Source organism: Bacillus sp. 1735sda2, assembly GCF_024159245.1.
Taxonomy (GTDB): domain Bacteria; phylum Bacillota; class Bacilli; order Bacillales; family Bacillaceae; genus Bacillus; species Bacillus pumilus_O.
In genome coordinates, this window is sequence record NZ_JAMYWZ010000001.1 from 1,744,398 (window position 1) to 1,770,308 (window position 25,911).

Annotated in this window: 19 protein-coding genes; all 19 read left to right on the forward strand. The window is 40.2% G+C overall.

The window, feature by feature from the left end; genetic code table 11:
- The first annotated feature begins 14 nt into the window (after positions 1–14).
- A complete protein-coding gene (locus NKR21_RS08965) occupies positions 15–740 on the forward strand; it encodes a GntR family transcriptional regulator (protein WP_144456030.1) in 726 nt (241 codons plus the stop codon).
- Between the two features lie 102 nt (positions 741–842).
- The gene (bcbE, locus tag NKR21_RS08970; RefSeq protein WP_253602579.1) at positions 843–2,057 is read left to right on the forward strand and encodes a bacillibactin exporter BcbE; all 1,215 of its coding nucleotides are present in this window, start codon (positions 843–845) and stop codon (positions 2,055–2,057) included.
- Between the two features lie 332 nt (positions 2,058–2,389).
- Positions 2,390–5,506 (forward strand): MMPL family transporter, encoded by a 3,117-nt coding sequence (locus NKR21_RS08975; RefSeq protein WP_144456034.1) that lies wholly within the window; start codon positions 2,390–2,392, stop codon positions 5,504–5,506.
- Between the two features lie 145 nt (positions 5,507–5,651).
- Entirely contained in the window at positions 5,652–6,932 is a 1,281-nt protein-coding gene (gene yfmF / locus NKR21_RS08980; protein ID WP_012010012.1) for an EF-P 5-aminopentanol modification-associated protein YfmF, read from the forward strand.
- Positions 6,929–8,221: an EF-P 5-aminopentanol modification-associated protein YfmH gene (yfmH, locus tag NKR21_RS08985; protein ID WP_119124859.1), complete on the forward strand. Its 1,293-nt coding sequence runs from the start codon at positions 6,929–6,931 to the stop codon at positions 8,219–8,221. The genes yfmF and yfmH overlap by 4 nt, the downstream gene beginning before the upstream one ends.
- Before the next feature lie 150 nt (positions 8,222–8,371).
- Positions 8,372–8,848 (forward strand): MarR family winged helix-turn-helix transcriptional regulator, encoded by a 477-nt coding sequence (locus NKR21_RS08990; RefSeq protein ID WP_012010014.1) that lies wholly within the window; start codon positions 8,372–8,374, stop codon positions 8,846–8,848.
- The gene (locus NKR21_RS08995; RefSeq protein WP_144456036.1) at positions 8,826–11,945 is read left to right on the forward strand and encodes an MMPL family transporter; all 3,120 of its coding nucleotides are present in this window, start codon (positions 8,826–8,828) and stop codon (positions 11,943–11,945) included. Before NKR21_RS08990 ends, NKR21_RS08995 begins: the two co-directional genes overlap by 23 nt.
- A gap of 31 nt (positions 11,946–11,976) precedes the next feature.
- Positions 11,977–12,705, forward strand: a complete 729-nt coding sequence (gene ymfI / locus NKR21_RS09000) for an elongation factor P 5-aminopentanone reductase (protein ID WP_088001386.1) — start codon at positions 11,977–11,979, stop codon at positions 12,703–12,705.
- A gap of 73 nt (positions 12,706–12,778) precedes the next feature.
- Entirely contained in the window at positions 12,779–13,036 is a 258-nt protein-coding gene (locus NKR21_RS09005) for a DUF3243 domain-containing protein (protein ID WP_003211590.1), read from the forward strand.
- Positions 13,037–13,168: 132 nt separating this feature from the next.
- The gene (locus NKR21_RS09010) at positions 13,169–13,960 is read left to right on the forward strand and encodes a DUF3388 domain-containing protein (protein WP_003211480.1); all 792 of its coding nucleotides are present in this window, start codon (positions 13,169–13,171) and stop codon (positions 13,958–13,960) included.
- A gap of 23 nt (positions 13,961–13,983) precedes the next feature.
- Positions 13,984–14,895: a helix-turn-helix domain-containing protein gene (locus NKR21_RS09015; RefSeq protein WP_041815525.1), complete on the forward strand. Its 912-nt coding sequence runs from the start codon at positions 13,984–13,986 to the stop codon at positions 14,893–14,895.
- Positions 14,896–14,970: 75 nt separating this feature from the next.
- Positions 14,971–15,552 carry a CDP-diacylglycerol--glycerol-3-phosphate 3-phosphatidyltransferase gene (gene pgsA, locus NKR21_RS09020; RefSeq protein WP_012010018.1) on the forward strand — a complete coding sequence of 194 codons (582 nt, stop codon included), beginning with the start codon at positions 14,971–14,973 and terminating at the stop codon, positions 15,550–15,552.
- Between the two features lie 16 nt (positions 15,553–15,568).
- On the forward strand, positions 15,569–16,819 hold the full coding sequence (locus NKR21_RS09025) for a competence/damage-inducible protein A (RefSeq protein WP_012010019.1): 1,251 nt from the start codon (positions 15,569–15,571) through the stop codon (positions 16,817–16,819).
- A gap of 176 nt (positions 16,820–16,995) precedes the next feature.
- Positions 16,996–18,033 (forward strand): recombinase RecA, encoded by a 1,038-nt coding sequence (gene recA, locus NKR21_RS09030; RefSeq protein ID WP_088001380.1) that lies wholly within the window; start codon positions 16,996–16,998, stop codon positions 18,031–18,033.
- A gap of 144 nt (positions 18,034–18,177) precedes the next feature.
- A complete protein-coding gene (locus NKR21_RS09035) occupies positions 18,178–19,353 on the forward strand; it encodes a serine hydrolase domain-containing protein (RefSeq protein ID WP_144456038.1) in 1,176 nt (391 codons plus the stop codon).
- A 233-nt stretch (positions 19,354–19,586) separates the two neighbouring features.
- Positions 19,587–21,149: a ribonuclease Y gene (gene rny / locus NKR21_RS09040; RefSeq protein ID WP_003211958.1), complete on the forward strand. Its 1,563-nt coding sequence runs from the start codon at positions 19,587–19,589 to the stop codon at positions 21,147–21,149.
- 87 nt (positions 21,150–21,236) lie between these two features.
- The gene (locus NKR21_RS09045; RefSeq protein WP_012010021.1) at positions 21,237–22,031 is read left to right on the forward strand and encodes a TIGR00282 family metallophosphoesterase; all 795 of its coding nucleotides are present in this window, start codon (positions 21,237–21,239) and stop codon (positions 22,029–22,031) included.
- A 201-nt stretch (positions 22,032–22,232) separates the two neighbouring features.
- Complete coding sequence (gene spoVS / locus NKR21_RS09050) at positions 22,233–22,493, forward strand: stage V sporulation protein SpoVS (RefSeq protein WP_003211281.1); 261 nt, start codon at positions 22,233–22,235, stop codon at positions 22,491–22,493.
- Between the two features lie 202 nt (positions 22,494–22,695).
- A complete protein-coding gene (locus NKR21_RS09055; protein WP_012010022.1) occupies positions 22,696–25,740 on the forward strand; it encodes an efflux RND transporter permease subunit in 3,045 nt (1,014 codons plus the stop codon).
- Positions 25,741–25,911: the final 171 nt, after the last annotated feature.

Genomic DNA, 25,911 nt, shown 5'->3' on the forward strand with positions numbered 1-25,911 from the left:
GACGGAGGGAAAACATGTCGACCAAAACAGACAATCGCCATTTATATTTGAAAGTGATTGACCGTATTAAAGAAGATATACAATCAGGCGTATACGCCGAAAAAGAAAAGCTGCCTTCTGAATTTGAGCTCTCAAAGCTTTTAGGCGTGAGTAGAGCGACACTGCGTGAAGCCCTTCGTATATTAGAAGAAGAGAAATATTTAATTAGAAGGCATGGTGTGGGGACATTTGTCAACACAAGACCACTCTTTTCAACAGGCATAGAACAGCTGGCAAGTGTGACAAAAATGATAGAGCAGGTCAATATGACGCCTGGTACCATCTTTTTATCCTCGCAAGAAGGGGTGCCAACAGAGAATGATGTGATTCGTTTTCAGTGTGATGAATCTGATGAGATTTTTTCAATGGAGCGCGTTCGAACGGCAGATGGACAGCCCGTGGTTTATTGTTTAGATAAAATTCCGATCAAGCATCTTCCCGCTTCTTTTACACATGAAGAAGAGTCGCTTTTTGAGCTGTTTGGAAGAGAACCACACAGCGGGATTAAATATGCAGTTGCTGACATTGAACCAATCGGCTACCACGATCAGGTTTCTCCGATACTAGAATGTGACCCTGAAACAGCATTATTATTACTAAAACAAATGCACTATGATCAGGATGATCAGCCGGTCTTATACTCGCTTAATTATTTTCGAGCGGATAAATTCAGCTTTCATGTGATACGTAAACGATTTTAACGAGCAGTCGCTTTCATAAGCGGTTGCTTTTTGTTTGCCCATACATAATACCCGTAAAACTTGCCACACTATTACGTAACAGTATATAGAATTGGGTGAATGATGTTGGGCGAGAAAACAGTCAGTAAAAAGAATATTATTGCATTATCATCAGTGCCTTTGATCATGACACTCGGGAACTCGATGCTAATTCCCGTATTGCCACAGATAGAAAAGACACTTTCCATTACTTCCTTTCAAGTCTCCCTCATTATTACGGTATACTCCGTTGTCGCGATCTTATGTATTCCGATCGCTGGCTATTTATCAGACCGAATCGGGCGAAAAAAGGTACTCCTGCCGTGTCTGTTAATCGCAGGACTTGGAGGGGCTGTGGCAGCAGTTGCCTCAACGATCATGAAAGAACCGTACATGTGGATTCTATTTGGCAGGGTCCTTCAAGGTGTTGGCTCAGCAGGGGCAGCACCTGTCGTGATGCCGTTTATTGGAGATTTGTTTCATGATGATGAAGAAGTCAGTGCGGGTCTAGGCGCCATCGAAACCTCTAACACAGCTGGGAAGGTATTGAGCCCGATTATTGGCGCGCTTTTGGCTTCATGGTTTTGGTTTGTGCCGTTTTGGTTTATTCCGTTCTTCTCCATCATCAGCTTTCTCATGGTACTATTCATGGTAGAGTCGGCGAAAAAAGAGGAGGACCCGCCTTCATTCAAAGAATTTTTAAAATCAACAAAGACCATATTTAAGCATGAGGGACGCTGGCTGTATGCCATTTTTGCCATTGGCGGTTTTATTATGTTTCTTCTTTTTGGTGTGCTTTTTTACTTATCTGATAACCTAGAGGCAGCTTATCAAATTAAGGGTGTCAAAAAAGGGCTCCTGCTTAGCATTCCACTCCTTTTTCTATCCATTAGCTCATACGTTGCTGGGAAAACGATTGGAAAAGAAAAAGGGAAAATGAGAATCTTTTTAATCGTAGGCATGGCCTTATTATCACTTTCCTATATGTTTTTATGGTGGAATCACAGCTTTTACGTATTGTTTATCTGCTTAAGCATTGGCGGTGTTGGCATCGGGATTGTCCTGCCTGCACTGGATGCCCTGATCACAGAAGGAATTGAAAAAGAGCAGTGCGGAACCATTACATCGTTTTACAGCAGTATGCGTTTTATCGGTGTCGCTTTAGGACCTCCGATTTACGCTTACCTCATGGATAAAGGAGACTCCATCGTTTTTATTCTCTCGACCATTTGCAGTCTTATTTCTCTATTTTTGGTCCTCTTCTTCATCCAGCCAGATGAAGAGGATGAAAGTGAATAATTAAAAACGGTTTAATCTAGAAAAAAGACGGTATTTTGCCATCTTTTTTCTTTTTTATAAATTGACATGTAAAATTTTGATAGTTAAACTAATGTATAGTAATATCTTTTAAATTATTCCAAACGGGAGGTGTTCAAAAACATTCATTTTCTGTCTTTCTTTAGGCAGAGATTGAGTTCGCGTGGTGATGATGAATGTGTGTTTCTTCAACACGAAAAGACAATTGAATAGATCATCCTACCATTAGCACGTTGAAGGATACGCAGTCAGCACTTCAGACACGCTCAAATACAGCAAATTGATTGATGAACTAGAAGGAGCTTGAAGCAGCTATGTTGCAAATAATTAAAGCAAGATGGATTGTATTAGTGGTGTGGATGATAACAGCTGTAATTCTGTTTATTACTGCGCCAAATTTAGAGGAATTAACGAGAGAAAAAGGGCAATTAAAGGTTCCGGAGGGGACACCAACAGCTGAGGCACTTCACTTATTGGATAAGCTCACAGATCAAAATGGGAAAAAAGATACGGGTGTTATTATATTTTCCGAACAACATCTGTTCCCTAAGAAAGAGCAGGAATTAAAAAAGGCTTTATCTGCACTCATGACACATGCTCCAGACCTCCACATTGACGGAATTACTTCGTATTTTCATGTAGATCCGGACATTCAAAAACAACTTTTATCAAAGGATAAAAGTACACTTCTTGTTCCATTCAAATTCGACCACTACGAAACAAAAGCTGTGAAGATTAAAGAACAAATTGAGGAAGTTTTAAAGCCCTATCATATCTCATTCGAAATGACGGGACAAAAATTTGTGGATTCAGATGTCATTAATAGCTCTCAACAAGGTCTGAAGAAAACTGAACTTATCACGATCATTTTTATTTTCTTTATTTTAATTATTGTTTTCAGATCAATTTTGGCACCTGTTGTTCCGCTCATTACAATCGGCATCTCTTATGCCGTCAGCCGTTGTATTGTGGCTTTTTTAGTAGAATATATGCAATTTCCTCTATCTAATTTTACTCAGATTTTTATGGTAGCGATTATGTTCGGTATAGGAACAGATTATTGTATTTTGCTGTTAAGTCGTTTTAAAGAAGAAATCGGTCAAGGTCGTGATGTCAAAGAGTCGATTATCATCACATACAAATGTGCAGGGAAAACGGTCTTTTTCAGTGGCTTAGCCGTGTTAGTTGGCTTCTCAAGCATTGGGTTTGCCAAATTTCAATTGTATCAATCAGCCGTTAGTGTTGCGGTTGGAGTTGGTATCCTACTGATCGCACTTGTCACCATCGTTCCCTTTTTTATGTCTGTTTTTGGAAAATCTCTTTTCTGGCCATCTAAAAGAGAAAACATTCGCCACCCGCAAAGTAAAATGTGGGAATGGGCTGGGCGTTTTTCATTTAAAAGGCCGCTGATCAGCCTAGGTTTAGTTGCACTCATTACGGTGCCTCCTATTCTGATGTACGACGGGACTCTTTCTTATAACAGCTTAAATGAGATTGGGACAAAGTATGAATCAGTGTCTGCATTTAATACGATATCAGAGCAATTTGGCTTTGGGGAAGCGTTGCCCCTGAATGTACTTGTTGAAAGTGACAATAAGTTAGATAACCAAGAAAAGATTGTCATGATTGAAAAACTAACCCGTAAATTAAATGACATTGACGAAGTCAAAACAGTCCGCAGTGTCACTCGTCCTGTTGGAGATGGGTTAAGTCAGCTTTACGTTACCTCTCAAGCAAAAGAGCTGGGAGGAGAACTAGGAAAAGGTCATGAAGGAATCGGGAAAATTTCAGATGGTTTGACCGAAACAAATCTTGCCCTTCTTAAACAAAAACCAAAAATTCAAGAATCCGCTAAAGGCATTGACCAGCTGATTGATGGAACAAAAGCGATCAAAAGCGGCATTGGAGAAGTAAGGGAGTCCCTGATCTCTTTAGAAGATGGGGTGAGGCGCAGCAAAGATGGTGTCGGGACCATCCGAAGTAAAATCAAAGAAGCAAAAAAGGAATTAGAGCAAGAATATCGCAGAAGTGAAGCGATGATTCAAGAGCTTAAACAAATGGTGAGTACGCTAGAACGTCATGCGAAATCAAATCAGCAGCTGATAACTACCATTAAAAAAGTAAAAAGTTCGTATGAGAATGTATCGTTTGAAGCACTTGAAAAACGGCTTCCAGAAGTAAAAGATATGGATGAATATAAAGAAATCAAGAAAGTATTCAAAGATACAAAAGGAATGCTTGATCAAGCAGGGAACCAAATGAATCTGTATGAAGAGGAAGCTTCTCTGTTTAAAGAAAAGATCAAGAAAGCAGATTCAGTGATTCAAAGCTTTTCAAGCAAGCAAAAAGAAGTAAAACATCAAGTGCGAGCCCTCATGGAAGGACTGGATCAAATTTATGCCGGTCTTGATCAAACAAATGAAGGACAAAAACAATTGATCAAAGAAATGCCTAAAATTGAAGATGGTGCCGATCAACTGACAGGTGGACAAAAAGCCATCAAAAAAGGATTTAATCAGCTTTCATCAAAACTCACATTATTAACAGATGGATTAGGTGAAAGTATTGAAGGGCTCGAGCAGGTCAAAAGCGGCTTCACAGAGGCGGACGGCTATTTAAACCAGCTTCAGCAAGCGCCAGATGAAGAAATAACGGGCTGGTTTATTCCAGAAGAAGTGCTGAAACGCCATGAATTTAAGCAAATCTTTCAAACGTATATGTCTCCAGATCGTAAACTGACAACCTTAGAAGTTATTTTAAATGTGAATCCATACAGCAATGAAGCGATGAAAGGCGTTGCAAAAATTGAAGAAACCCTTGATCAATATTTACCTGTCAGCGGGTTAAAGAATGCAAATTACGGCGTGTCTGGTATTTCAAGTTTAAATGTAGATTTAAAAGAAACATCTGACGGTGACTTTATTCGAACAGTCATTTTTATGCTAGCTGGCATCTTTATTATTTTAATTATATTATTACGGTCGATCGTCATGCCGATATACTTAACACTTTCACTCATTTTAACGTATTTTACATCCGTCGGATTAACAGAATGGATATTCAAGACATTTTTTGGCTACGATGGTCTCAGCTGGGCTGTCCCATTTTTCAGCTTTGTCATTCTTGTCACCTTAGGTATTGATTATTCGATCTTCCTAATGGATCGCTTTAATGAATGGAAGGGAGAGCATGTGCAAGCATCAATGATATCAGCGATGAGAAATATGGGTTCTGTCATTATTTCAGCAGTCGCGATATTAGCGGGGACCTTCGCCGCTATGCTACCGTCCGGTGTCTTGTCACTTGTTGAAATTGCAACGGTCATACTCATTGGACTTTTATTATATGCGTTTGTTGTATTACCACTTTTTATTCCGGTCATGGTTCGCATTTTCGGAAAATGGAATTGGTGGCCTTTTAGAATGAAATAACGACCAGCGTCTCTGCTTATAGCAGAGGCGTTTTTATTTCCTATCCTTTCCTCTGATTGATATAATGTCTATTAAATGGCTGTTTTACGTATATATCAGCTATGTTCTAATACATAATAAATAGGATGAACAAAGGAGGTTTCTCATGACGTACTTACAAGAGAAGACACTAGACACACCTGGTCTTCATACTCATATTGTCAAAACAGAAAAATTTAAAACGGTCACAATCCTTTTTAAAATGCTCGCGCCTCTATCGAAAGATGATGTCACCATGCGTTCACTTTTCCCGCATGTGCTGTTAAGAGGAACAGAGAAAATGCCGAAAACAGGAGAATTGCGTGCTTATTTTGATGAGCTTTATGGTGCGACTGTTTCAGCAGACATGGCGAAAAAAGGAGAGAATCACATCATTACCTTCCGCCTAGAAATGGCAAATGAAAAATATTTAAAGGATCAAACCCCTTTACTAGAAAAAGGAATTGCCTTACTATCTGATCTACTATTCCATCCGTATGTTGAAGATGGAGCGTTCAGTCAATTATATGTAGATCAAGAAAAACGCACTTTAAAACAGCGGATTCAAGCAGTGTATGATGATAAAATGCGTTACTCAAACTTAAGGCTTGTGCAGGAAATGTGCAAAGGTGAACCGTATGCACTGCACGTCAATGGAGAAATGGAAGATATCGAAACGATCACCGCTCATTCGCTGTTTGAAGCATATCAGCATGCGCTTCAAACAAATCAGCTTGATCTTTATGTTGTGGGAGATGTAGACGAACAAGACATCAGCCGGATGGTCTCTCAATACTTCAAAACAAGTGATAGAGAACCGGTCAAACAACACGCTGAATCAGCAAGCACGCAAAGAGAAGCAAAAGAAGTCATCGATGAAGAAGACGTGAAGCAAGGGAAGCTGAATATCGGCTTTCGCACGCATACGACGATTGCAGATGACGATTATCCGGCTTTGCATTTGTTTAATGGCATATTCGGCGGGTTCTCGCACTCGAAGCTATTCATCAATGTTCGGGAAAAAGCAAGTCTTGCGTATTATGCTGTGTCTAGACTTGAGAGCTTTAAAGGTTTGATGATGGTCATGTCAGGGATTGAAGTCGGCAACTATCAGCAGGCAGTAGACATCATTAAAGAACAATTTGAAGCGATGCAAAAAGGTGATTTTTCAGATGAAGCGATTGACCAAACAAAAGCTGTCGTCAAAAATCAGCTTCTTGAAACGATCGATACATCTTATGGGACAGCAGAATACCTGTATCAGCATGCCGTTGTGCCAACAGGAGAAACGCTTGATTCCTTTTTACAAGCACTTGATCGAGTGACAAAAGAGGACATCATCAAAGTGGGTCAGAAAATCGAATGGGATACGACCTATTTTCTTAAAGGAACGGAGGGTGCTTCATGACAGTGAAAACAATTCAATTCGACCAGCTGCAAGAAACGGTCTATCACGAAAAAATGGAGAGCGGACTTGATGTCTATGTGCTCCCAAAGCAAGGGTTTAACAAAACCTATGCAACTTTTACAACCAAATATGGCTCTGTCGATAACGAATTTGTGCCGCTTGGTAAAGAAGACATGATTCGAGTGCCTGACGGAATTGCCCATTTCTTAGAGCATAAACTGTTTGAAAAAGAAGATGGAGACGTATTCCATACATTTAGTAAACAAGGGGCATCCGCAAATGCTTTTACGACATTTACGAGAACAGCTTACTTATTCTCAAGCACCTCAAATGTCGAACAAAACCTTGAGACACTCATTGATTTTGTTCAAGAGCCTTATTTTACTGAAAAAACGGTCGAAAAAGAAAAGGGCATCATTGGTCAAGAGATTAACATGTATGATGACAATCCGGACTGGCGTTTATTTTTCGGTCTGATTGAAAATCTATATCAAGAGCACCCTGTAAGAATTGATATAGCTGGAACTGTAGAAAGCATTGCTCCGATTACAAAAGATCATTTGTACGAATGCTATGAAACGTTCTATCATCCAAGCAATATGCTTCTATTTGTTGTCGGTCCCGTTGATCCGCAGCAAATATTAGATCAAGTTCGAGCAAATCAGGCGAAAAAGCCATTTACAGATCAGCCAGAGATTAAACGAAAAGACATCAACGAGCCTGAAGGTGTGTACCGAAAAGAGTACGAACTTCCAATGAATGTACAAGGCTCGAAATGTATGTTTGGATTAAAAACAAAGAATCCTCATAAAAAAGGGAATGATCTGCTAAAACATGAACTCGGTATGAATCTCATTTTAGAGACGTTGTTTGGTAAAAGCTCCTTACAATATGAACAGATGTATGAAAAAGGTTTAATTGATGAGACCTTCAGCTACGATTATACAGAAGAAGGCGGCTTCGGCTTCACGTCAGTTGGTGGAGACACAAATGATCCTGATCAATTGGCGAAAGTATTAAAAGAAACCCTTCTTCAAGCAAAGAACTTGATCTCAGAAGAGAAAATCGAGCTCGCGCGCAAGAAGAAAATCGGCAGCTTTTTAAAAGCCATGAATTCTCCTGAATACATTGCGAACCAATTCACTCGATATGCATTTTTAGACATGAGCTTATTTGATGTCGTGACCATGCTGGAACAGATCCAATTAACTGACATTCAGCACATTTTAGAGGAAGAAATTGACGAAGAACGGATGTCTGTTTTCAAAGTCGTTCCGAAAACAAAATAATGAAAAAAGGCAAACTCAGATTTAATGAGTTTGTCTTTTTTATGTCTAATGAATAAAAGCCTGTGTTTTGTGAGGATTTTCATTGACAATCATTTTGTTCATTAGTTAAACTCTTTAATAGTTAAACACTTAAACTAAAAGGAGCAACATATGGAACAAAATAAAATTGCACAGCTCATTCAGAGATATGCAGACGTCTATCTCATGATGGAAAAAAAGGTATCGAGTATGATCACGGAAAAGCTTGATAAAGAGCTGACACTTGATCAGTATTACTCACTTCGATACATCAATTTACATCCTGGATGTACGTCAACTGATCTTGCAAATGTATGCAATGTGAACAAAAGTGCGGTAACTTCCATGACCAATCGTCTTTTTACAAAAAACTATATTGTCCGCGAGCATGATCAAGCCGATCGAAGAAATGTTCACCTGTACGTTACGCCAGAGGGCAAAGATGTGGTCAGCCGAATGGAAAAACAGCTTCAGGATTTAGTTCGATCTTATTTTGAAAAACTGGAAGAAAAAGAAATGGAATCATTTATTCAAACATATGAAAAGATCTATCAAGTAATCATCGAAGAGGAGGCACAAAGTACTAATGAGAGCAATCATAAAGGGTAGATGGCTGATCACGATTTTATGGATCGTATTAGCGGCAGTGTTACTTATCACCGCTCCTAATATGGCGCAATTAACAAAAGAAAAAGGACAAATTTCAGTACCAGACGGCTATCCGTCCTCATATGCAAATCAGTTATTAAAGAAAATGTCTGAAAACGGTGATACAGAAAAATCAATTGTCATTGTCTTTCAAGAAAAGAACATCGTCAAAGAAAGAGAAACATCTTTAAAAAAAGCAATGGAGATTTTAGAAAAGGATCAAGATCTACATGTCGAGGACATCACTTCGTATTTTGACGCCAATAAAGATATTAAAAAACAGATGCTCTCTAAAGATCGAACGACGCTTCTTGTTCCAGTTACATATGACTCAAACAAAATCAAAGCTTCCGTTTTTAAAGAAAAAGTCAATGAAAAACTGAAGAGTTTAAATCTGACATATGAAATGACAGGACAGCCGTTAATTGATGATGATGTGATCACAAGCTCACAAGAGGGTCTAAAGAAAACAGAGTTCATTACGATTGGCTTTATTCTCATCGTTCTAGTCCTTGTCTTTAGATCAGCTGTGGCACCTTTCGTTCCGTTAGTCGCAGTAGCTCTATCTTACTTGGTGAGTCAATCCATCGTGGCTTATTTAGTTAAATATCTCGACTTCCCGCTCTCAACCTTTACCCAAATCTTCATGGTCGCGATCATGTTTGGAATAGGAACGGACTACTGCATTCTGCTTCTCAGCCGCTTTAAAGAAGAGATCGCACACGGTAAAGATAAAATTGAGGCGATTCTCATTACGTATAAAACAGCAGGAAAGACTGTTTTATTCAGCGGAATCGCTGTGCTCATCGGCTTTACATGTATTGGCCTGGCGCAATTCCAGCTCTATAAATCAGCTGTTGCAGTAGCAGTTGGTGTCGCTGTGCTCATTGTGGCGCTTCTCACAATTGTTCCTTTCTTTATGGCGGTTTTAGGAAAAGTGCTATTTTGGCCGATTAAAGGTGATATTGCTCATCCGCAGTCAAAAATGTGGGAAACAGCAGGTCGCTTTTCATTTAAAAAACCACTTTTTAGTTTATTAATCGTAGGAATCATTACGCTTCCGCCCATTCTTATGTATAAAGGAACGCTTTCTTATAACAGCTTAGATGAAATTGGTAATAAATATGAATCAGTCAATGCATTCAATACGATTTCTGACAAATTTGGACCAGGAGAAGCTCTACCTGCAACGATTGTTGTGAAATCAGCTGATCTGTTAGACAACAATAAAGGACTGATTGCTGTTGAAAAACTCAGCCGTGCAATTGAACAAACAGATGGCGTAAGTAAAGTGAGAAGTGCGACACGTCCTGTCGGTAAAGGGCTGAGTGATCTATACGTGAAATCACAAGCAAAAGAACTGAATACCGGACTTGATAAAAGTAATGAAGGCTTGAAAAAAATACAAGATGCACTGACGACAATGAGTCAATCCATTGAGGATCAAACACCGCAAATCAAATCATCTGGAAAAGGCATTAACAAATTGATTTCTGGGACAGAATCAGTGAAAACAGGCATTCAAAACATCGAAAAATCGTTAAGAGAACTGCAAAGCGGAATCGATCAAAACAAAAACGGTGTTGCACAGATTAAAGAAAAAATTAAAGGTGCGAAAAAGGAATTAACAGCTCAAGTCGCACAAGTGAATCAACAAGTGTCGCTATATAAAAGCATTTCCAAAGAATTAAAGGCAGCATTAGCGAAGGTGGATACGTCATCTTCTGCTGCAGCGGATGTAAAAGCATTAATCACACAAGCAAATCAACAATTTAGTACACTTGAAAAACAAATTCCGCAGGTGAAAGAAAATCAATCGTATCAAGCCATCAAAGCTTCCTATAATGAACTTTCTACGACCTTGCAAGAAGGCGCAAAACAGGCAGACAGCTATGCCAAACAAGCGAAAGAAGCTAGAAAACAGCTTGAAGCAGCGGATGCCTTTATCGCAAAAGCGAAAGAGCAGCAAAAAGTCTTAACGAGTCAAATCGATGAGCTCATTGCTGGCTTAGATGCAATTGAAACTGGATTGGATAAAACGTCGAAAGGCCAGGGGCAAATAGCTGATAATATGCCAAAGCTTGCAAATGGTGCAGGGCAAGTCATTGATGGTCAAAAACAAATGAAAGAAAAGATTGGCGGCTTTGGTGATAATCTGACCAAACTAACTGATGGGCTGAACAAGAGCGTCGATGGCTTGGAGAAAATTTCAAGCGGATTAATGGGTGCAGGTGACTACTTAGACGAACTGAAAAATGCTCCAGATCAAGACATGGCCGGCTGGTTTATCCCAAAAGATGTGCTAAAAAATAAAGCATTCAAGCAAGTATTTGATTCATACATGTCGGATGACCGCAAGATGACAAAGATTGATGTCATTTTAGAAAAAAATCCATATGGTAATGAAGCCTTGTCGACGATCAAACAAGTAGAAGCATCTGTCGAGCGGGCACTTCCTGAAACAAATTTAAAAGATGCATCATTTGGTGTTTCAGGTGTATCAAGTATGAATGCTGATTTAAAACAGCTTTCAGACCAAGATTTCAATAAGACGGTTCTTTACATGATGATCGGTATTTTTCTCATTCTTGTGATCCTGTTCCGTTCGCTTGTGATGCCACTGTACTTGGTAGGTTCACTTATTTTGACCTACTTTACAGCTATCGGAATGACAGAATTTATCTTCACTCATTTCTTCGGTTATCCGGGCATTAACTGGGCGGTTCCATTCTTTGGCTTTGTGATATTAATGGCGCTCGGAGTCGACTATTCGATTTTCTTAATGGAGAGGTTCAATGAATACAAAACAAAAGACATTCAGTTTGCGATGACCGAATCAATGAAGAATATGGGCTCTGTCATTATGTCTGCTGCTGTTATTTTGGCAGGAACATTTGCAGCCATGCTTCCTTCAGGAGTGCTGTCTCTCTTACAGATTGCAACACTCGTTCTCACAGGACTTTTGCTATACGCACTCGTTGTGCTACCATTGTTCGTACCTGTGATGGTGAAATTGTTCGGATCAGCGAACTGGTTCCCATTTAAACGGAAAGAATAGATATTTTAAATAGAAAGTAGGAATCCATGTGATGAGTCGTTGGGCGCTGATAACAGGTGCCAGTGGCGGGATCGGGCAGGCTGCAGCCAAAAGGCTTGCCCAGGAAGGCTGCCACATGATACTCCATTATCACAAAAATGAACAGGCAGCCGTCAAGCTTGCCGCTGAGTTGGAAGAAGCGTATCATATTCAGACGCATGTCGTTCAAGCAGATTTAGCAAAAATAGGCGGAGCTGATAAGCTCGTCAGCCGTCTATCTGTATCTCCAGATATTCTTGTATTAAATAGCGGTAAGAGTCATGTCGGATTAGTGACAGATACAGAAAAAGACGTATTAGCCAGTATGGTTCAGCTTCATGTCACAAGTCCATATGAACTTACCCAACAGCTATTGCCAGCCATGATTCAAAAAAAAGCAGGTCATATTGTTGCGGTAAGCTCGATATGGGGAGAAACAGGGGCATCATGTGAAGTGCTGTATAGCATGGTGAAGGGTGCGCAAAATGCGTTTATTAAAGGTCTGGCAAAAGAGCTTGCCCCAAGTGGAATTAGAGCAAATGCTGTTTCACCAGGTGCTGTCCATACAGATATGATGAAAAGCTTCACACAAGAAGATATTGACATGCTGGAGGAAGAAATTCCGCTTGGCCGGCTTGCATCACCTGAGGAGATTGCCGATGTCATTTGGTTTCTCGCCTCAAAGCAGTCAAGTTATATGACAGGTCAAATTTTATCCGTTAATGGTGGCTGGTACTGTTAAAAAACGTGTATAATTCGTCACTCCATGACAAAAGCTATGGCTGTAATTCATCTTTTCGAATGGAGGAATCGACATGTCAGTACTTGAGAACTGGGACCATTGGAAAAACTTTTTAGGTGACCGTTTAAATCATGCGCAGGATAAAGGTTTAAAAGATGATACCATCAATAACCTTGCGTATGAAATTGGCGGATATTTAGCTAACGAAGTTGAAGCAAAAAACGAGCAAGAAAGAGTACTTGCTGACCTTTGGAGCGTCGCATCAGAAGATGAGCAGCGCGCAATTGCCAATATGATGGTCAAACTGGTTGAAAATAATAGCTCGCACTAAAGAAAAAGAGGGGTCGTTTGTGCCTCTCTTTTTATTTTAACTGTTTCCACAACATTGTGCTTTCTAAAAATGTGAAAATGCTTTATGATATAGGAAGGTAAAAATTTGCCACAATGAAGGGGGTAATATCATTTGGCAAAGCTCGAATGGTATTTTGAATATGAGATACAGGTAAACCGTCCCGGACTATTAGGAGACATTTCATCTCTGATGGGGATGCTTTCAATTAATATTGTGACAATTAATGGTGTTGATGTATCAAGACGCGGAATGCTTCTGCGCTGTGACCACACAGACCAAATTAAGCGCCTTGAATCAATTTTAAATACAATGGAAACGATAAAAGTAACGAAATTAAGACAGCCAAAACTTCGTGACCGCTTAGCGGTTCGTCACGGCAGATATATTCAGCGTGATGCAGATGACAAAAAGACGTTCCGATTTGAAAGGGACGAGCTTGGTCTTCTTGTTGATTTTATGGCTGAGCTATTTAAAAAAGAAGGACATAAATTGATTGGGATTCGCGGGATGCCGCGTGTCGGAAAAACAGAATCAATTGTGGCCTCAAGTGTATGTGCCAGCAAAAGATGGCTTTTTGTATCATCCACTCTTTTGAAACAGACGATCCGAAGTCAACTGATTGCGGATGAATATAGCCCAGATAACGTTTTTATTATTGATGGGATTGTGTCGACGCGAAGAGGTTCTGAGAAGCACTTGCAGCTTTTAAGAGAAATTATGAGACTGCCGGCAACGAAAGTAGTAGAGCATCCAGACATCTTTATTCAAAATTCAGAATATACAATGGATGATTTCGACTATATTATTGAATTGCGTAATAGTGCAGATGAAGAGATTACATATGAGCACGCTGAAGAACCACAAGTGTTTGATCATTCTGGTTTTTCTGGCTTCGATTTTTAATATGGTAATGGTAGGTGTTTGTTTTGACTGAATTGGGAAAACGGCTCATTGAGGCCAGAGAGGAAAAAGGGATGTCTCTGGAGGATCTTCAGACGGTGACCAAAATCCAAAAGCGCTACTTGCTAGCAATCGAACAAGGAAACTATGATATTATTCCAGGTAAATTTTACGTCAGAGCGTTTATTAAACAATATGCCGAAGCCGTTGGACTAAATCCTGAACAATTGTTCGAAGAATTTCGTAAAGATGTACCGAGCACGTATAACGATGAAGTATCTGATAAATTATCAAATATTAAGCCGCAAAGAGAGCTGCCAAAGCCTGCCTCGAAGGTGCTTGAGCTGCTGCCTACCATCTTGATTATTGGAGGCGTCCTTGTGGTCATCGCGATCATTTATGTCATCGTGCAGGCAGTTAATCATGATAGCGGACAGAAGAACAACCAGACGGCTCCTCAGCAGTCAGAATCTAAGTATGAAGTATCTGAGGATTCATCTCTTGCAAAGGATCAAAAGAAAAAAGAAAAAGCTTCGTCAGATGATCAAGAAAAATCATCTAAAAAAGATGACTCATCAAAGGATTCATCTAAAGACGATGAAACGATCTCTTTGAAGGCAGCAAATACAGAAGGCTCAACGACAACGTATGAAGCGTCAGGCACAGAAGAGATGGAGTTAACCATTTCTGCTACAAAAGCTTCATGGCTGCGCGTCAGAGACGAGTCTGGAAAAGTGCTGAAAATGGGTGAACTAAAAGATGGCGAATCGTTTAAAACAGACTTGTCTGAGCTCTCTCAGGTCGATATCCGTCTAGGCAATGCGACTGGAATTGATATTAAGGTGAATGATGAGACGCTTAAGTACGAATTAGACCCTAAGAACACCATGACACAAAACATTGTGATTGTGAATAAAGGAAAGGAAAAGTCATCTTAAGCAAGTAGATGACTTTTCTTTTGTTCCTACTATTATATATACATAAAAAAATGGCTTATTGGAGGATTGAAATTCATGTTTAACTTACCGAATAAAATAACTCTTTCTAGGATCGCCTTGATCCCTGTTTTTATGATTATTATGCTTGCACCCTTAGATTGGGGAGTTGCTCGTTTTGGTCACGTCAGCATCGAAGTGACGCATCTTGTTGGCGCAATCCTGTTTATTGTTGCTTCGACAACGGACTGGATTGATGGGTACTATGCGCGTAAACTGAACTTAGTGACGAATTTTGGTAAATTTTTAGATCCGCTTGCAGATAAATTGCTTGTTTCAGCTGCTTTAATTATACTTGTTCAGTACAACCTCACGCCGGCATGGATGGCGATTGTGATCATTAGCCGTGAATTTGCTGTAACTGGTCTAAGGCTTGTACTAGCCGGAGGCGGTGAAGTGGTAGCAGCTAATATGCTTGGAAAAGTGAAAACATGGGCGCAAATCATTGCGATTTCAGCCCTTCTCTTGCATAACCTGCCGTTTGAACTTGTATCATTCCCGTTTGGTGACCTTGCGATGTGGGTAGCAGTGTTCTTCACTGTTGTGTCAGGCTGGGATTACTTTGTGAAAAACTGGGAAGCTTTAAAGAATTCTAACTAAAAAGGACGTGTACGCTTTGAAGTCAGAGAGAAAAGCAGAAATTATTGCAGTCGGTTCCGAACTTTTGCTAGGGCAAATTACGAATACGAATGCACAATTCATCAGCAAACAGCTAGCTGAAATTGGTGTGAATGTTTATTACCATACAGCAGTTGGTGACAATCCAGAGCGTTTAAAAAGAGCCATTCAAGTGGCGCAGGAAAGATCGAATTTTATTATCTTCTCAGGTGGTCTTGGACCAACAAAAGATGATTTAACAAAAGAAACCATTGCGAGCACGCTCGGAAAAGAGCTTGTGCTAAATGAAGAAGCATTTGAATCCATTCAAGAATACTTTCGAAAGACTGGACGAGACATGTCACCGAATAACCGAAAACAGGCACTCGTTCTAGAAGGATCTGATGTGCTCGTGAACCGGTTTGGGATGGCTCCGGGTATGTTCATTCAAGAAAACGATACGTTTTATATGCTTCTTCCAGGCCCGCCAAGTGAACTGCATCCGATGTTTGAGAACGAGGCAAAACCGCTCATATCTGAGAAACTGGGTTTAAAGGAAAAAATCGTGTCTGTTGTTCTCCGTTTCTTTGGAATTGGTGAATCACAGCTTGAAACAGACCTAGAAGATTTAATTGATGCTCAAACCAATCCAACGATTGCACCTCTTGCATCTGACGGTGAAGTGACACTTAGGCTCACGGCTAAGCATGAGGATGAAAAAGAAACGGAGCGTCTGTTAAAAGAGACGGAAGCGAAAATTTTAGCGCGAGTAGGAGAGTACTTCTACGGGTATGGTGAGACATCACTTGTCCGCGAAGCTTCCAAGGCCTTGCGCGATCACGGGAAAACAGTGGCAGCGGCTGAGAGCCTAACAGGCGGAATGTTTTCTGAATGGCTGACAGATCTTGAAGGTGCGTCGTCGATTTTAAGCGGCAGTATCGTTTGTTATACAAACCAAGTCAAACAGCAGGTGCTTGGCTGCCGGGAGGAAACATTGTCCTCTCATGGTGCTGTCAGCAAAGAGTGTGCTTTAGAGCTTGCTGAAGGTGTTAGAAAGCTCACGGGAAGTGATATTGGCATTAGCTTTACGGGTGTAGCAGGCCCTGATACCCACGAGGGACAGCCGGTCGGAAAAGTGTTCATCGGGCTATCTACGAAAGACCATACAGACGTGTTTGAATGGATGTTTACTGGAAGCCGGTCGGGCATTCGCAAACGCGCTGTGAAATACGGTTTGCATCACTTGCTCAATTTATTAAAAGAAAGTTAATTTTGTTTTTTGTTAGGTTTGCTCCTTTAGAAAAGAGTGTTTTTTCTATTAGAAATCACTCTTTTCTTAAAAATCCACCAAGAAAAAATCGAATATGTGTTCGTTTTTTTCTTGGCAAATGACGTAAAACAAGGTATAGTATAGATAGTGGAATTGATAAAGGAGGAAACAATAGAATGAGTGATCGTCAAGCAGCCTTAGATATGGCTCTTAAACAAATAGAAAAACAGTTTGGTAAAGGCTCTATTATGAAACTAGGAGAGCAAACAGATACACGTATTTCAACAGTACCGAGTGGTTCGTTAGCACTTGATACTGCACTGGGAATAGGCGGATATCCTCGCGGGCGTATTATTGAAGTATATGGTCCAGAGAGTTCTGGTAAAACGACAGTAGCACTTCATGCCATTGCTGAGGTTCAGCAGCAGGGAGGACAAGCTGCATTTATCGATGCAGAGCATGCACTTGATCCAGTTTATGCTCAAAAACTAGGTGTCAATATTGATGAGTTGTTACTTTCTCAGCCTGACACAGGAGAGCAAGCACTTGAAATTGCAGAAGCGCTTGTCCGCAGTGGTGCAGTTGATATTGTTGTTATTGACTCAGTAGCTGCTCTTGTACCAAAAGCAGAGATTGAAGGAGACATGGGTGATTCACACGTTGGTCTACAAGCACGTTTGATGTCCCAAGCACTTCGTAAACTATCTGGTGCCATTAATAAATCAAAAACCATTGCCATCTTTATTAACCAAATTCGTGAAAAAGTTGGGGTCATGTTCGGTAACCCTGAAACAACGCCTGGTGGACGTGCGCTGAAGTTCTATTCATCTGTTCGTTTAGAAGTGCGCCGTGCTGAACAGCTGAAACAGGGAAATGACATTATGGGGAATAAAACGAGAATTAAAGTGGTGAAAAACAAAGTAGCACCGCCTTTCCGTATTGCAGAAGTAGATATTATGTACGGTGAAGGAATCTCAAAAGAGGGCGAGATCATTGACCTTGGAAGCGAACTAGATATCGTACAAAAGAGCGGTGCTTGGTATTCTTACCAAGAGGAACGTCTTGGACAAGGCCGTGAAAATGCGAAACAGTTCCTAAAAGAAAATAAAGATATCATGCTGATGATTCAGGAGCAAATTCGTGAACATTACGGCTTGGATAATAACGGAGTAGCGCAGCAGGAAGCTGAAGAGGCGCTAGAAGGTTTAGAATAAAAATAAAATCAGTATGAAATGATAAAAAAGGCTGGGTGAAAAAGCTCAGCCTTTTTTATTTTGTAAAAAAACTTTCGACAACTTTTTCAGTAACTCATCCGTCTAAATTGTACAAGATGGAATTTGTTTTGGGAGGAAAAAGTAATGACAAGCCGAACCCACAGAAGAACTGCAAAACATAGACGGAGAAAACCAAATCAAAGGGGAAAACTTGTGCTTGTTTTTTTAGCAGTGATGATTTGCTTCACGATGTGGAATGTGCTTCATCGAAATAGTGAAGAGAACAACTCGTTTCAACAAACTGCAACAGCTTCAAATACCAGCCAGAAAAAAGAAGTCAAAAAGAAAACCGCTAAAAAATCAGAGGGACAAATCAAAACAGTGGACCGCAATCAAAAAATCAGCAGTTATTTAAATGAGATCGGTTTCAACGGAACAGCCATGATTGTTAGAAATGGAGAAATCGTAACAAATAAAGGTTTTGGTTATGCAGACCGTAAACAAAAAATTCAAAATAATCCATCGACATCTTTTTATGTCGGTTCGTCACAAAAAGCGCTGATAGCAACCGCTATTTTGCAGCTTGAGGAAAAGGGGAAACTTCAGACAAGTGATCCGGTAAGCGCGTATTTACCTCATTTCCCTAACGGACAAAAGATTACTTTGAAAAATCTGCTTACACATACATCGGGAATAAACGGACATATTGAGGGAAAAGGCGTAATTACTCCGCCAAATTTAATAAAAGACATAGAACGTCAGGGAATTAATCATCAGCCGGGCGTATGGGACTACAAGGATTCCAACTATTCTATTCTTGCTTATATTGTTGCTGAAGTAAGCGGTGAGTCCTATGAACAGTATATAACGAATCATATTTTTAAACCGGCGGGAATGACGCATGCAGGCTTTTACAAAACATATGAAAAAGAACCTTATCCTGCTGTTGGATATAAGTTGAAAGGCAGTAAAGCGATTACACCGTATATGCCTGATCTATCTCAGCTGTATGGTGCTGGAGATATTTATATGAGTGCTATAGATATGTACAAATTTGACCAAGCACTGATAGACGGCAAACTGTATTCGCAGAAGAGCTATAAAAAGATGTTTACGCCAGGAAGTAGCTCCACATACGGTATGGGATTCTACATTGCTCCCGGTAGCTATTCAAACCATGGTGTCATGCCGGGCTTCAACAATTTGAACAGCTTTAGCAAATCTGGACAAACCATCGTTGTTTTGTTCTCAAACATTCAAAATAACACTAAATTGGGTCAAGTGAACAATAAAGTATACCAGCTGCTGAATCAAGAATAATTCTGATCTGCTTTTGCAAACGCTAAGATGGCAAGCTTGACAAGTATTTCCGACACAATTACAATGGGAATGTATCACTTGTTTTTCTTAACATGATTGATAACTAATTTAAACTTGACAAGGGCAGTGAGGATCTCATTCCCTGTGAAGGCCCTGTATGTTGAGACACAAAACAATGTACATGCCGACACTTTATTTGTAAAACCAAGTTCATAGCAAGAGGAGGTGAAAATATGTCGCCTACGATGTTTACGATCATCTCCATTTTGCTGAGCCTAATCTGTTTAGTTGTTGGCTACTTTGTTCGTAAAACCATTGCAGAAGCAAAAATATCCGGCGCAAGAAACATGGCCGAACAAATTGTTGAGGATGCAAAGCGTGATGCGGAAGCATTGAAGAAAGAAGCGCTCTTGGAAGCGAAAGATGAAATTCATTCCTTTCGTGTAGAGGCGGAGCAAGAAGTTCGTGAAAGACGTAATGAGCTTCAAAGACAAGAAAACCGTTTACTTCAAAAAGAGGAAAATCTTGATCGCAAAGATGAATCTTTAGATAAACGGGAGTCCCTGTTGGAGAAGAGAGATCATTCTCTGAATGAACGACAACAACATATTGAAGAGATGGAAAGCAAAGTGGATGATATGATTCGTTTGCAGAAAGCCGAGTTGGAACGTATTTCAAGTTTAACTCGAGATGAAGCGAAACAAATCATTCTGGATCAAGTTGAAAATGAGCTTTCCCACGACATTGCAGTCATGACGAAAGAATCTGAAAACCGAGCGAAAGAAGAGGCTGATAAAAAGGCGAAAAACATTCTTTCACTTGCGTTACAGCGTTGTGCAGCTGATCATGTAGCTGAAACGACGGTATCTGTAGTCAATCTTCCAAATGATGAGATGAAAGGTCGTATTATCGGACGTGAAGGACGAAATATCCGTACGTTAGAAACGTTAACAGGTATTGACTTGATCATAGATGATACACCTGAAGCTGTTATCCTATCGGGCTTTGATCCGATTAGACGTGAAACAGCGAGGATAGCTCTGGACAAGTTAGTCCAGGATGGCCGCATTCATCCTGCACGAATTGAAGAAATGGTGGAAAAATCACGCCGTGAAGTCGATGATTATATCCGTGAGATGGGTGAGCAAACGACATTCGAAGTCGGAGTTCATGGTCTGCATCCGGATCTTATCAAAATTCTCGGTCGCTTAAAATTCCGTACAAGTTATGGACAAAATGTCCTGAAGCATTCAATTGAGGTTGCACATCTTGCAGGTCTCATGGCTTCAGAGCTTGGAGAAGATGCAAAGCTTGCAAAACGAGCAGGTCTTCTGCATGACATTGGAAAAGCCATTGATCATGAAGTAGAAGGAAGCCACGTAGAAATTGGCGTTGAGCTTGCGACGAAATATAAAGAGCATCCTGTTGTCATCAACAGTATTGCCTCTCACCATGGTGACCAAGAACCGACATCTATTATCGCTGTTCTTGTTGCGGCAGCAGATGCATTATCTGCAGCACGCCCTGGTGCAAGAAGTGAGACGCTTGAAAATTACATTCGGAGACTTGAGAAATTAGAAGATATCTCTGAATCTTATGAAGGTGTTGAAAAATCGTTTGCGATACAGGCTGGACGTGAAGTACGTATTATGGTGAAGCCGGATTCAATTAATGATCTTGAAGCTCACCGTCTAGCAAGGGATATTCGTAAGCGGATTGAGGACGAGCTCGATTACCCTGGTCACATTAAAGTGACGGTCATTCGAGAAACTCGCGCAGTAGAGTATGCAAAATAGAGCGGTGCGCTTAGCGCCGCTTTATTTTTTGTGTAAATATGCAACACTGATAAGAAGTCAATTTAAAAGAGGAAGGGTTCAAAGCGCATGAAAATATTATTTGTTGGAGATATTGTCGGTTCACCTGGACGAGACACACTGAAAGAATACTTGCCAAAACTTAAGAAGAAATATCAGCCTCACTTTACCATTGTGAATGGAGAAAATGCTGCTCATGGAAAAGGAATAACTGAAAAAATCTATCATGAGCTGCTGCAAGCAGGAGCTGACGTGCTCACAATGGGCAACCATACATGGGATAAAAGAGACATTTTTGATTTTATCGATGATGCAGCCCACATGGTTCGTCCGGCGAACTTCCCAGAAGGCACACCTGGTAAAGGTCTGACGTTTATCAAAAAACAAGGGAAAGAATTAGCCGTCATCAATCTGCAAGGACGTACTTTTTTACCCCCACTTGACTGCCCATTTCAAAAAGTAGACGAGTTAATTGCGGAAGCATCCAAACGTACTCCGTTCATTTTTATTGATTTTCATGGTGAAGCCACAAGTGAAAAGCTAGCGATGGGCTGGTATACAGACGGCCGTGCATCATGTGTGGTTGGAACGCATACACATGTTCAAACAGCAGATAACCGCGTTTTGCCAAAAGGAACTGCGTATATTTCAGATGTGGGAATGACAGGACCTTATGATGGCATTTTAGGTGTTGATCGGGAGACAATTATTAAACGATTCAAAACAAGTCTTCCCGTCCGTTTTGAGATTGCAGAAGGACCTACGACATTAAGTGCAGTCATCGTAGAAATTGACGAACAGTCGAAAAAAGCTGTCAAAATTGATCGAATTTTGATAAATGATGACCATATTTTCTTTGAATAAATGTTCACAAATTTATTTCAGAAAAATATTAATCAGAAAGAAGGAATATGCGCCCTCTATCGTGAATATAGTAAAAATGGTAGGTAGCCTGCTATTTTTGAAAAACATTTTGGGGATGGATTTTCAAAAAATAGCATCATCTAACAAAGATTGTTCTAATGAACACTCACTTATCCATTGTAAATTTAAGGGGGAGCAGAAATGGAAATTTTAAAAGTTTCAGCAAAGTCAAATCCGAATTCAGTAGCAGGAGCATTAGCAGGCGTTTTACGTGAACGCGGTGCAGCGGAAATACAAGCAATCGGCGCTGGAGCGCTCAATCAGGCGGTCAAGGCTGTAGCCATAGCAAGGGGATTTGTTGCACCAAGCGGAGTGGATTTGATATGCATTCCAGCCTTTACGGACATTCTTATCGATGGAGAAGAAAGAACAGCCATCAAATTGATTGTTGAGCCACGATAATTCTAATTTTATTATTTTCAACCTGCTTACATCATGTAAGCAGGTTGTTTTTGTTTACCACTATACATTTCTTATATAACATATTCAGTTCATGAAATAGATAAAAATTACATATTAAAGCTTGCATTTTTTCACCATGATGATAAATTAAGATTAAGTTGAAAATACTTCATCAAAAATAAATATTTAAGTAGGTGAAATAATGATTGAAGCTTTTTTAAAAAGAGGAAAGCTTGTTTTTATTTTATTTTTTATTGTTCTCATTGCTGGCGGCTATTTATTTACGCAGCTTCCTAAGCGAGAACTCCCAGAATTCCAAGCGAATATCGTTACGATTTCCACCGTGTTTCCTGGTGCGGATGCAAAACAGGTGGAAAGTGAAGTAACCAATAAGCTCGAATCAGCCATATCTGATATCAATGGTGTAGAGAAAACGAGCTCTGTTTCTGCCATTGGTTTTTCGAATATTGTGCTTGAAATTGATGATCAAGCCGACTTTCAAAAGGTGGCAAGTCAAATTAAGAACGAAACCACAAGTGCTGCATCGTCCTTTCCTGACGGAGTGATGGAGCCAGATGTAAAGGATGAGTTTGGCAACGTACCGGTTGGTTCTTATATGGTTGTGGCAAGTCAATCAGCAGACTTAGCAAAAAGTCAGGAATCGCTTCGTGCGTTGAAGGAAAAGGTGGAGGACATCAAAGGAGTAGACAGTGTCGTCATCAAAGGGTTCAATGACAAACAAGCGGTATTAAATTTAGATTCAAGCAAACTGGAGGATGAAGGGTTAAATGTTACGGATGTCACAAATACCATCAATCAGGAGTTTGACACATCTCCACTAGGTGACATTCGGACAGGCGGCGAGAAGGTCAAGCTGTCCATCGATACCTACGACCATTTGGATCAAGTGAAAAAGCTTGAGCTTTTTTCCAAAACGAACCGTGAACCGGTGACAATTAGTCAGCTTGGCAGCTTAAAAGAAGTAGAAAAAGAGAAAAGTGACATTGTGTCGTATAACGGAAAGCCTGCCTATTCATTTACAGTCAATATCAAACCAGGACTTGATATCCCGAAAATGTATGACAAAGTCAGTGATGTTATTGAAAATGAGAAAAAGCTTCCAAAAGGTGTCGAGTGGGTAAACTACTATTCACAAAAAAGTGACGTTGATGCCATTTTTAATGATTTGATAAAAGAAGCCATTATTGCGGTCATCGCAGTTATTGTTGTCACCACACTTGGTCTTACTATTGGCGGTGCGTTTATCGTTTCACTTGCCATCCCATTATCAATCACCATCGGAACGATTCCGCTACCATTTTTACAAGTGGACCTCAATCAGATTTCAATTATCGGCTTTATCATTGCCCTAGGAATACTTGTTGATGATGCGATTGTCGTCAACGATAATATTTTAAGGCAGATGAAAAAATATGAAAGCCCGCTGAAAGGAACGATTGCAGGGGTCAAAGAAGTGGCAGGATCTATTTTGACCTCAACACTTGCGGTTGTGTTTGCTTTCTTGCCACTTGTTTTCCTTTCAGGTGCAAACGGTTCATTTATACGAGCATTACCGTCTGTTCTCGTAACGACTGTACTTGCGTCTATGGTCATTTCTCTGACACTAGTGCCAGTCTATCAATATACCGTGAACCGAAAAAGACAAAATAAGAAAATTCAAAAGGAGCCAGGATTCCTAGGCAAACCATTAAAAAAATTAGCTGATTTTTATGCAGACCGCGTGCTGACGAACATTGTGAAGCGTCCGCTGCTTATTGGCTTAAGTGGTTTGCTTGTTGCAACGCTAGCCTTTTTACTAATTTTCGTCACACCATTTGAATTTTTCCCTGCAGCGAATAAGAAAGAAGTGGTTGTCACTGTCACACTTCCGAGTGAAACAACATTAGACAAAACAAATGAAACATTAGAGAAAATAGAACAAGAAGTGAAAAAACAGAAAGGTATTGAAGAGACGGCGATCTTTGCAGGGGGTGGTGTACCGAACCTGTTTAATGAAAGTATCTCAAATGCAAGTGATCATACTGGTCAGGTTGTCGTGAGAGTAGACAATGATCAGATGACGAGTAAACAATTAATCGATCGTATGACAGAGCCATTGCGTAATAAATTTAAAGATGCTGATATCTTTATGAAAACCATTGTTCAAGGTCCACCAACTGGTGCGCCTGTAACAGTAACCATTGCTGGTGACTCTTTCGCAAAGCTCATTGATGCCAAAGAAACACTCACAAGTGAAATGAAAGAAAAAGGAGCGAGCTTGATTACTGACGATGTCAATCAGCCGGTAAAAACGATCTCCTTTGAACTAAACCGTAACCGAATGGCAGAGGATGGCCTCAGCGCTCAGTTTGTTAGCAGACAGCTCGGTCTTGTGACAGAAGGCATGCCATTAGGCAGCTTTAAACAAGGAACAAATGATATCGACTTAGTTGTCAAACAGGATGTAGGTACACATCAAAATGGATTAAAGCTAAACAAAATAAAAGTGCCTGTGAATTCAACTGAAGGCGGTATGCCTTCACTCGAGCCGCTTAGCCGATATGTAAAAGAAAAAGAAACAGAGCAGTACGAAAGCATTCCTCATGAAAATGGAATTCCGACTATTACGTTGAAGGCGTATCCTGGCACGTCAGAATCGTTTAAAGACGATATGAAAGAAGTTGTCGATCAAGTAGGACAAACGAATGCAGCGAAGGATTTAGCCATTTCTCAAGGCGGAGAAAATGAAGATCAATCCCAGTTCTTTATTGAAATTAGTCTCTTATTTGGGGTTGTCTTGCTGCTCATTTATGTGACCATCGCTTTCCAGTTCAATTCATTGATGCTCCCACTATTAGTTCTAGGGACGGTTTACTTAGCGATATCTGGAGCTGTGATAGGACTATTTGTTACACAAACGCCGTTCAGCTTTATGGCAACAATGGGAATTGTCTCATTAGCTGGTATCGTTGTTCGAAACGCAGTTGTCTTGTTCGAATTTATTGAGCAGCGGCGTAAGCAAGGATTCGATCAACAGACTGCTGTCATTGAAGCGGGAAGAGCAAGGATCAGGCCAATTTTACTTACAGCATTTACGGCCCTTGTCGCCCTTATGCCTGTAGCATTAAGCAATGATCCGCTGTTTAAGCCGCTGGCTATTTGCATTGTATCGGGTGTCTTTTTCTCAACCATTTTGACACTATTAATCGTGCCAGCCTTATATATTGCCGTTTCAAAAAGACGGTAAATCAAAAAGCAAATCTTCTTTTCTACGGGGATTTGCTTTTTTTTAGAAAAATATCCAAAAAAATATGTGGAGTGTTCATTTGTCCTTATACAATAGACAGTGGTATTTACGGTTAAAATAAGACGTGTTAAAATCTCATTGGGAGAAGTTTTTTAACAAAGGGGTTGTACG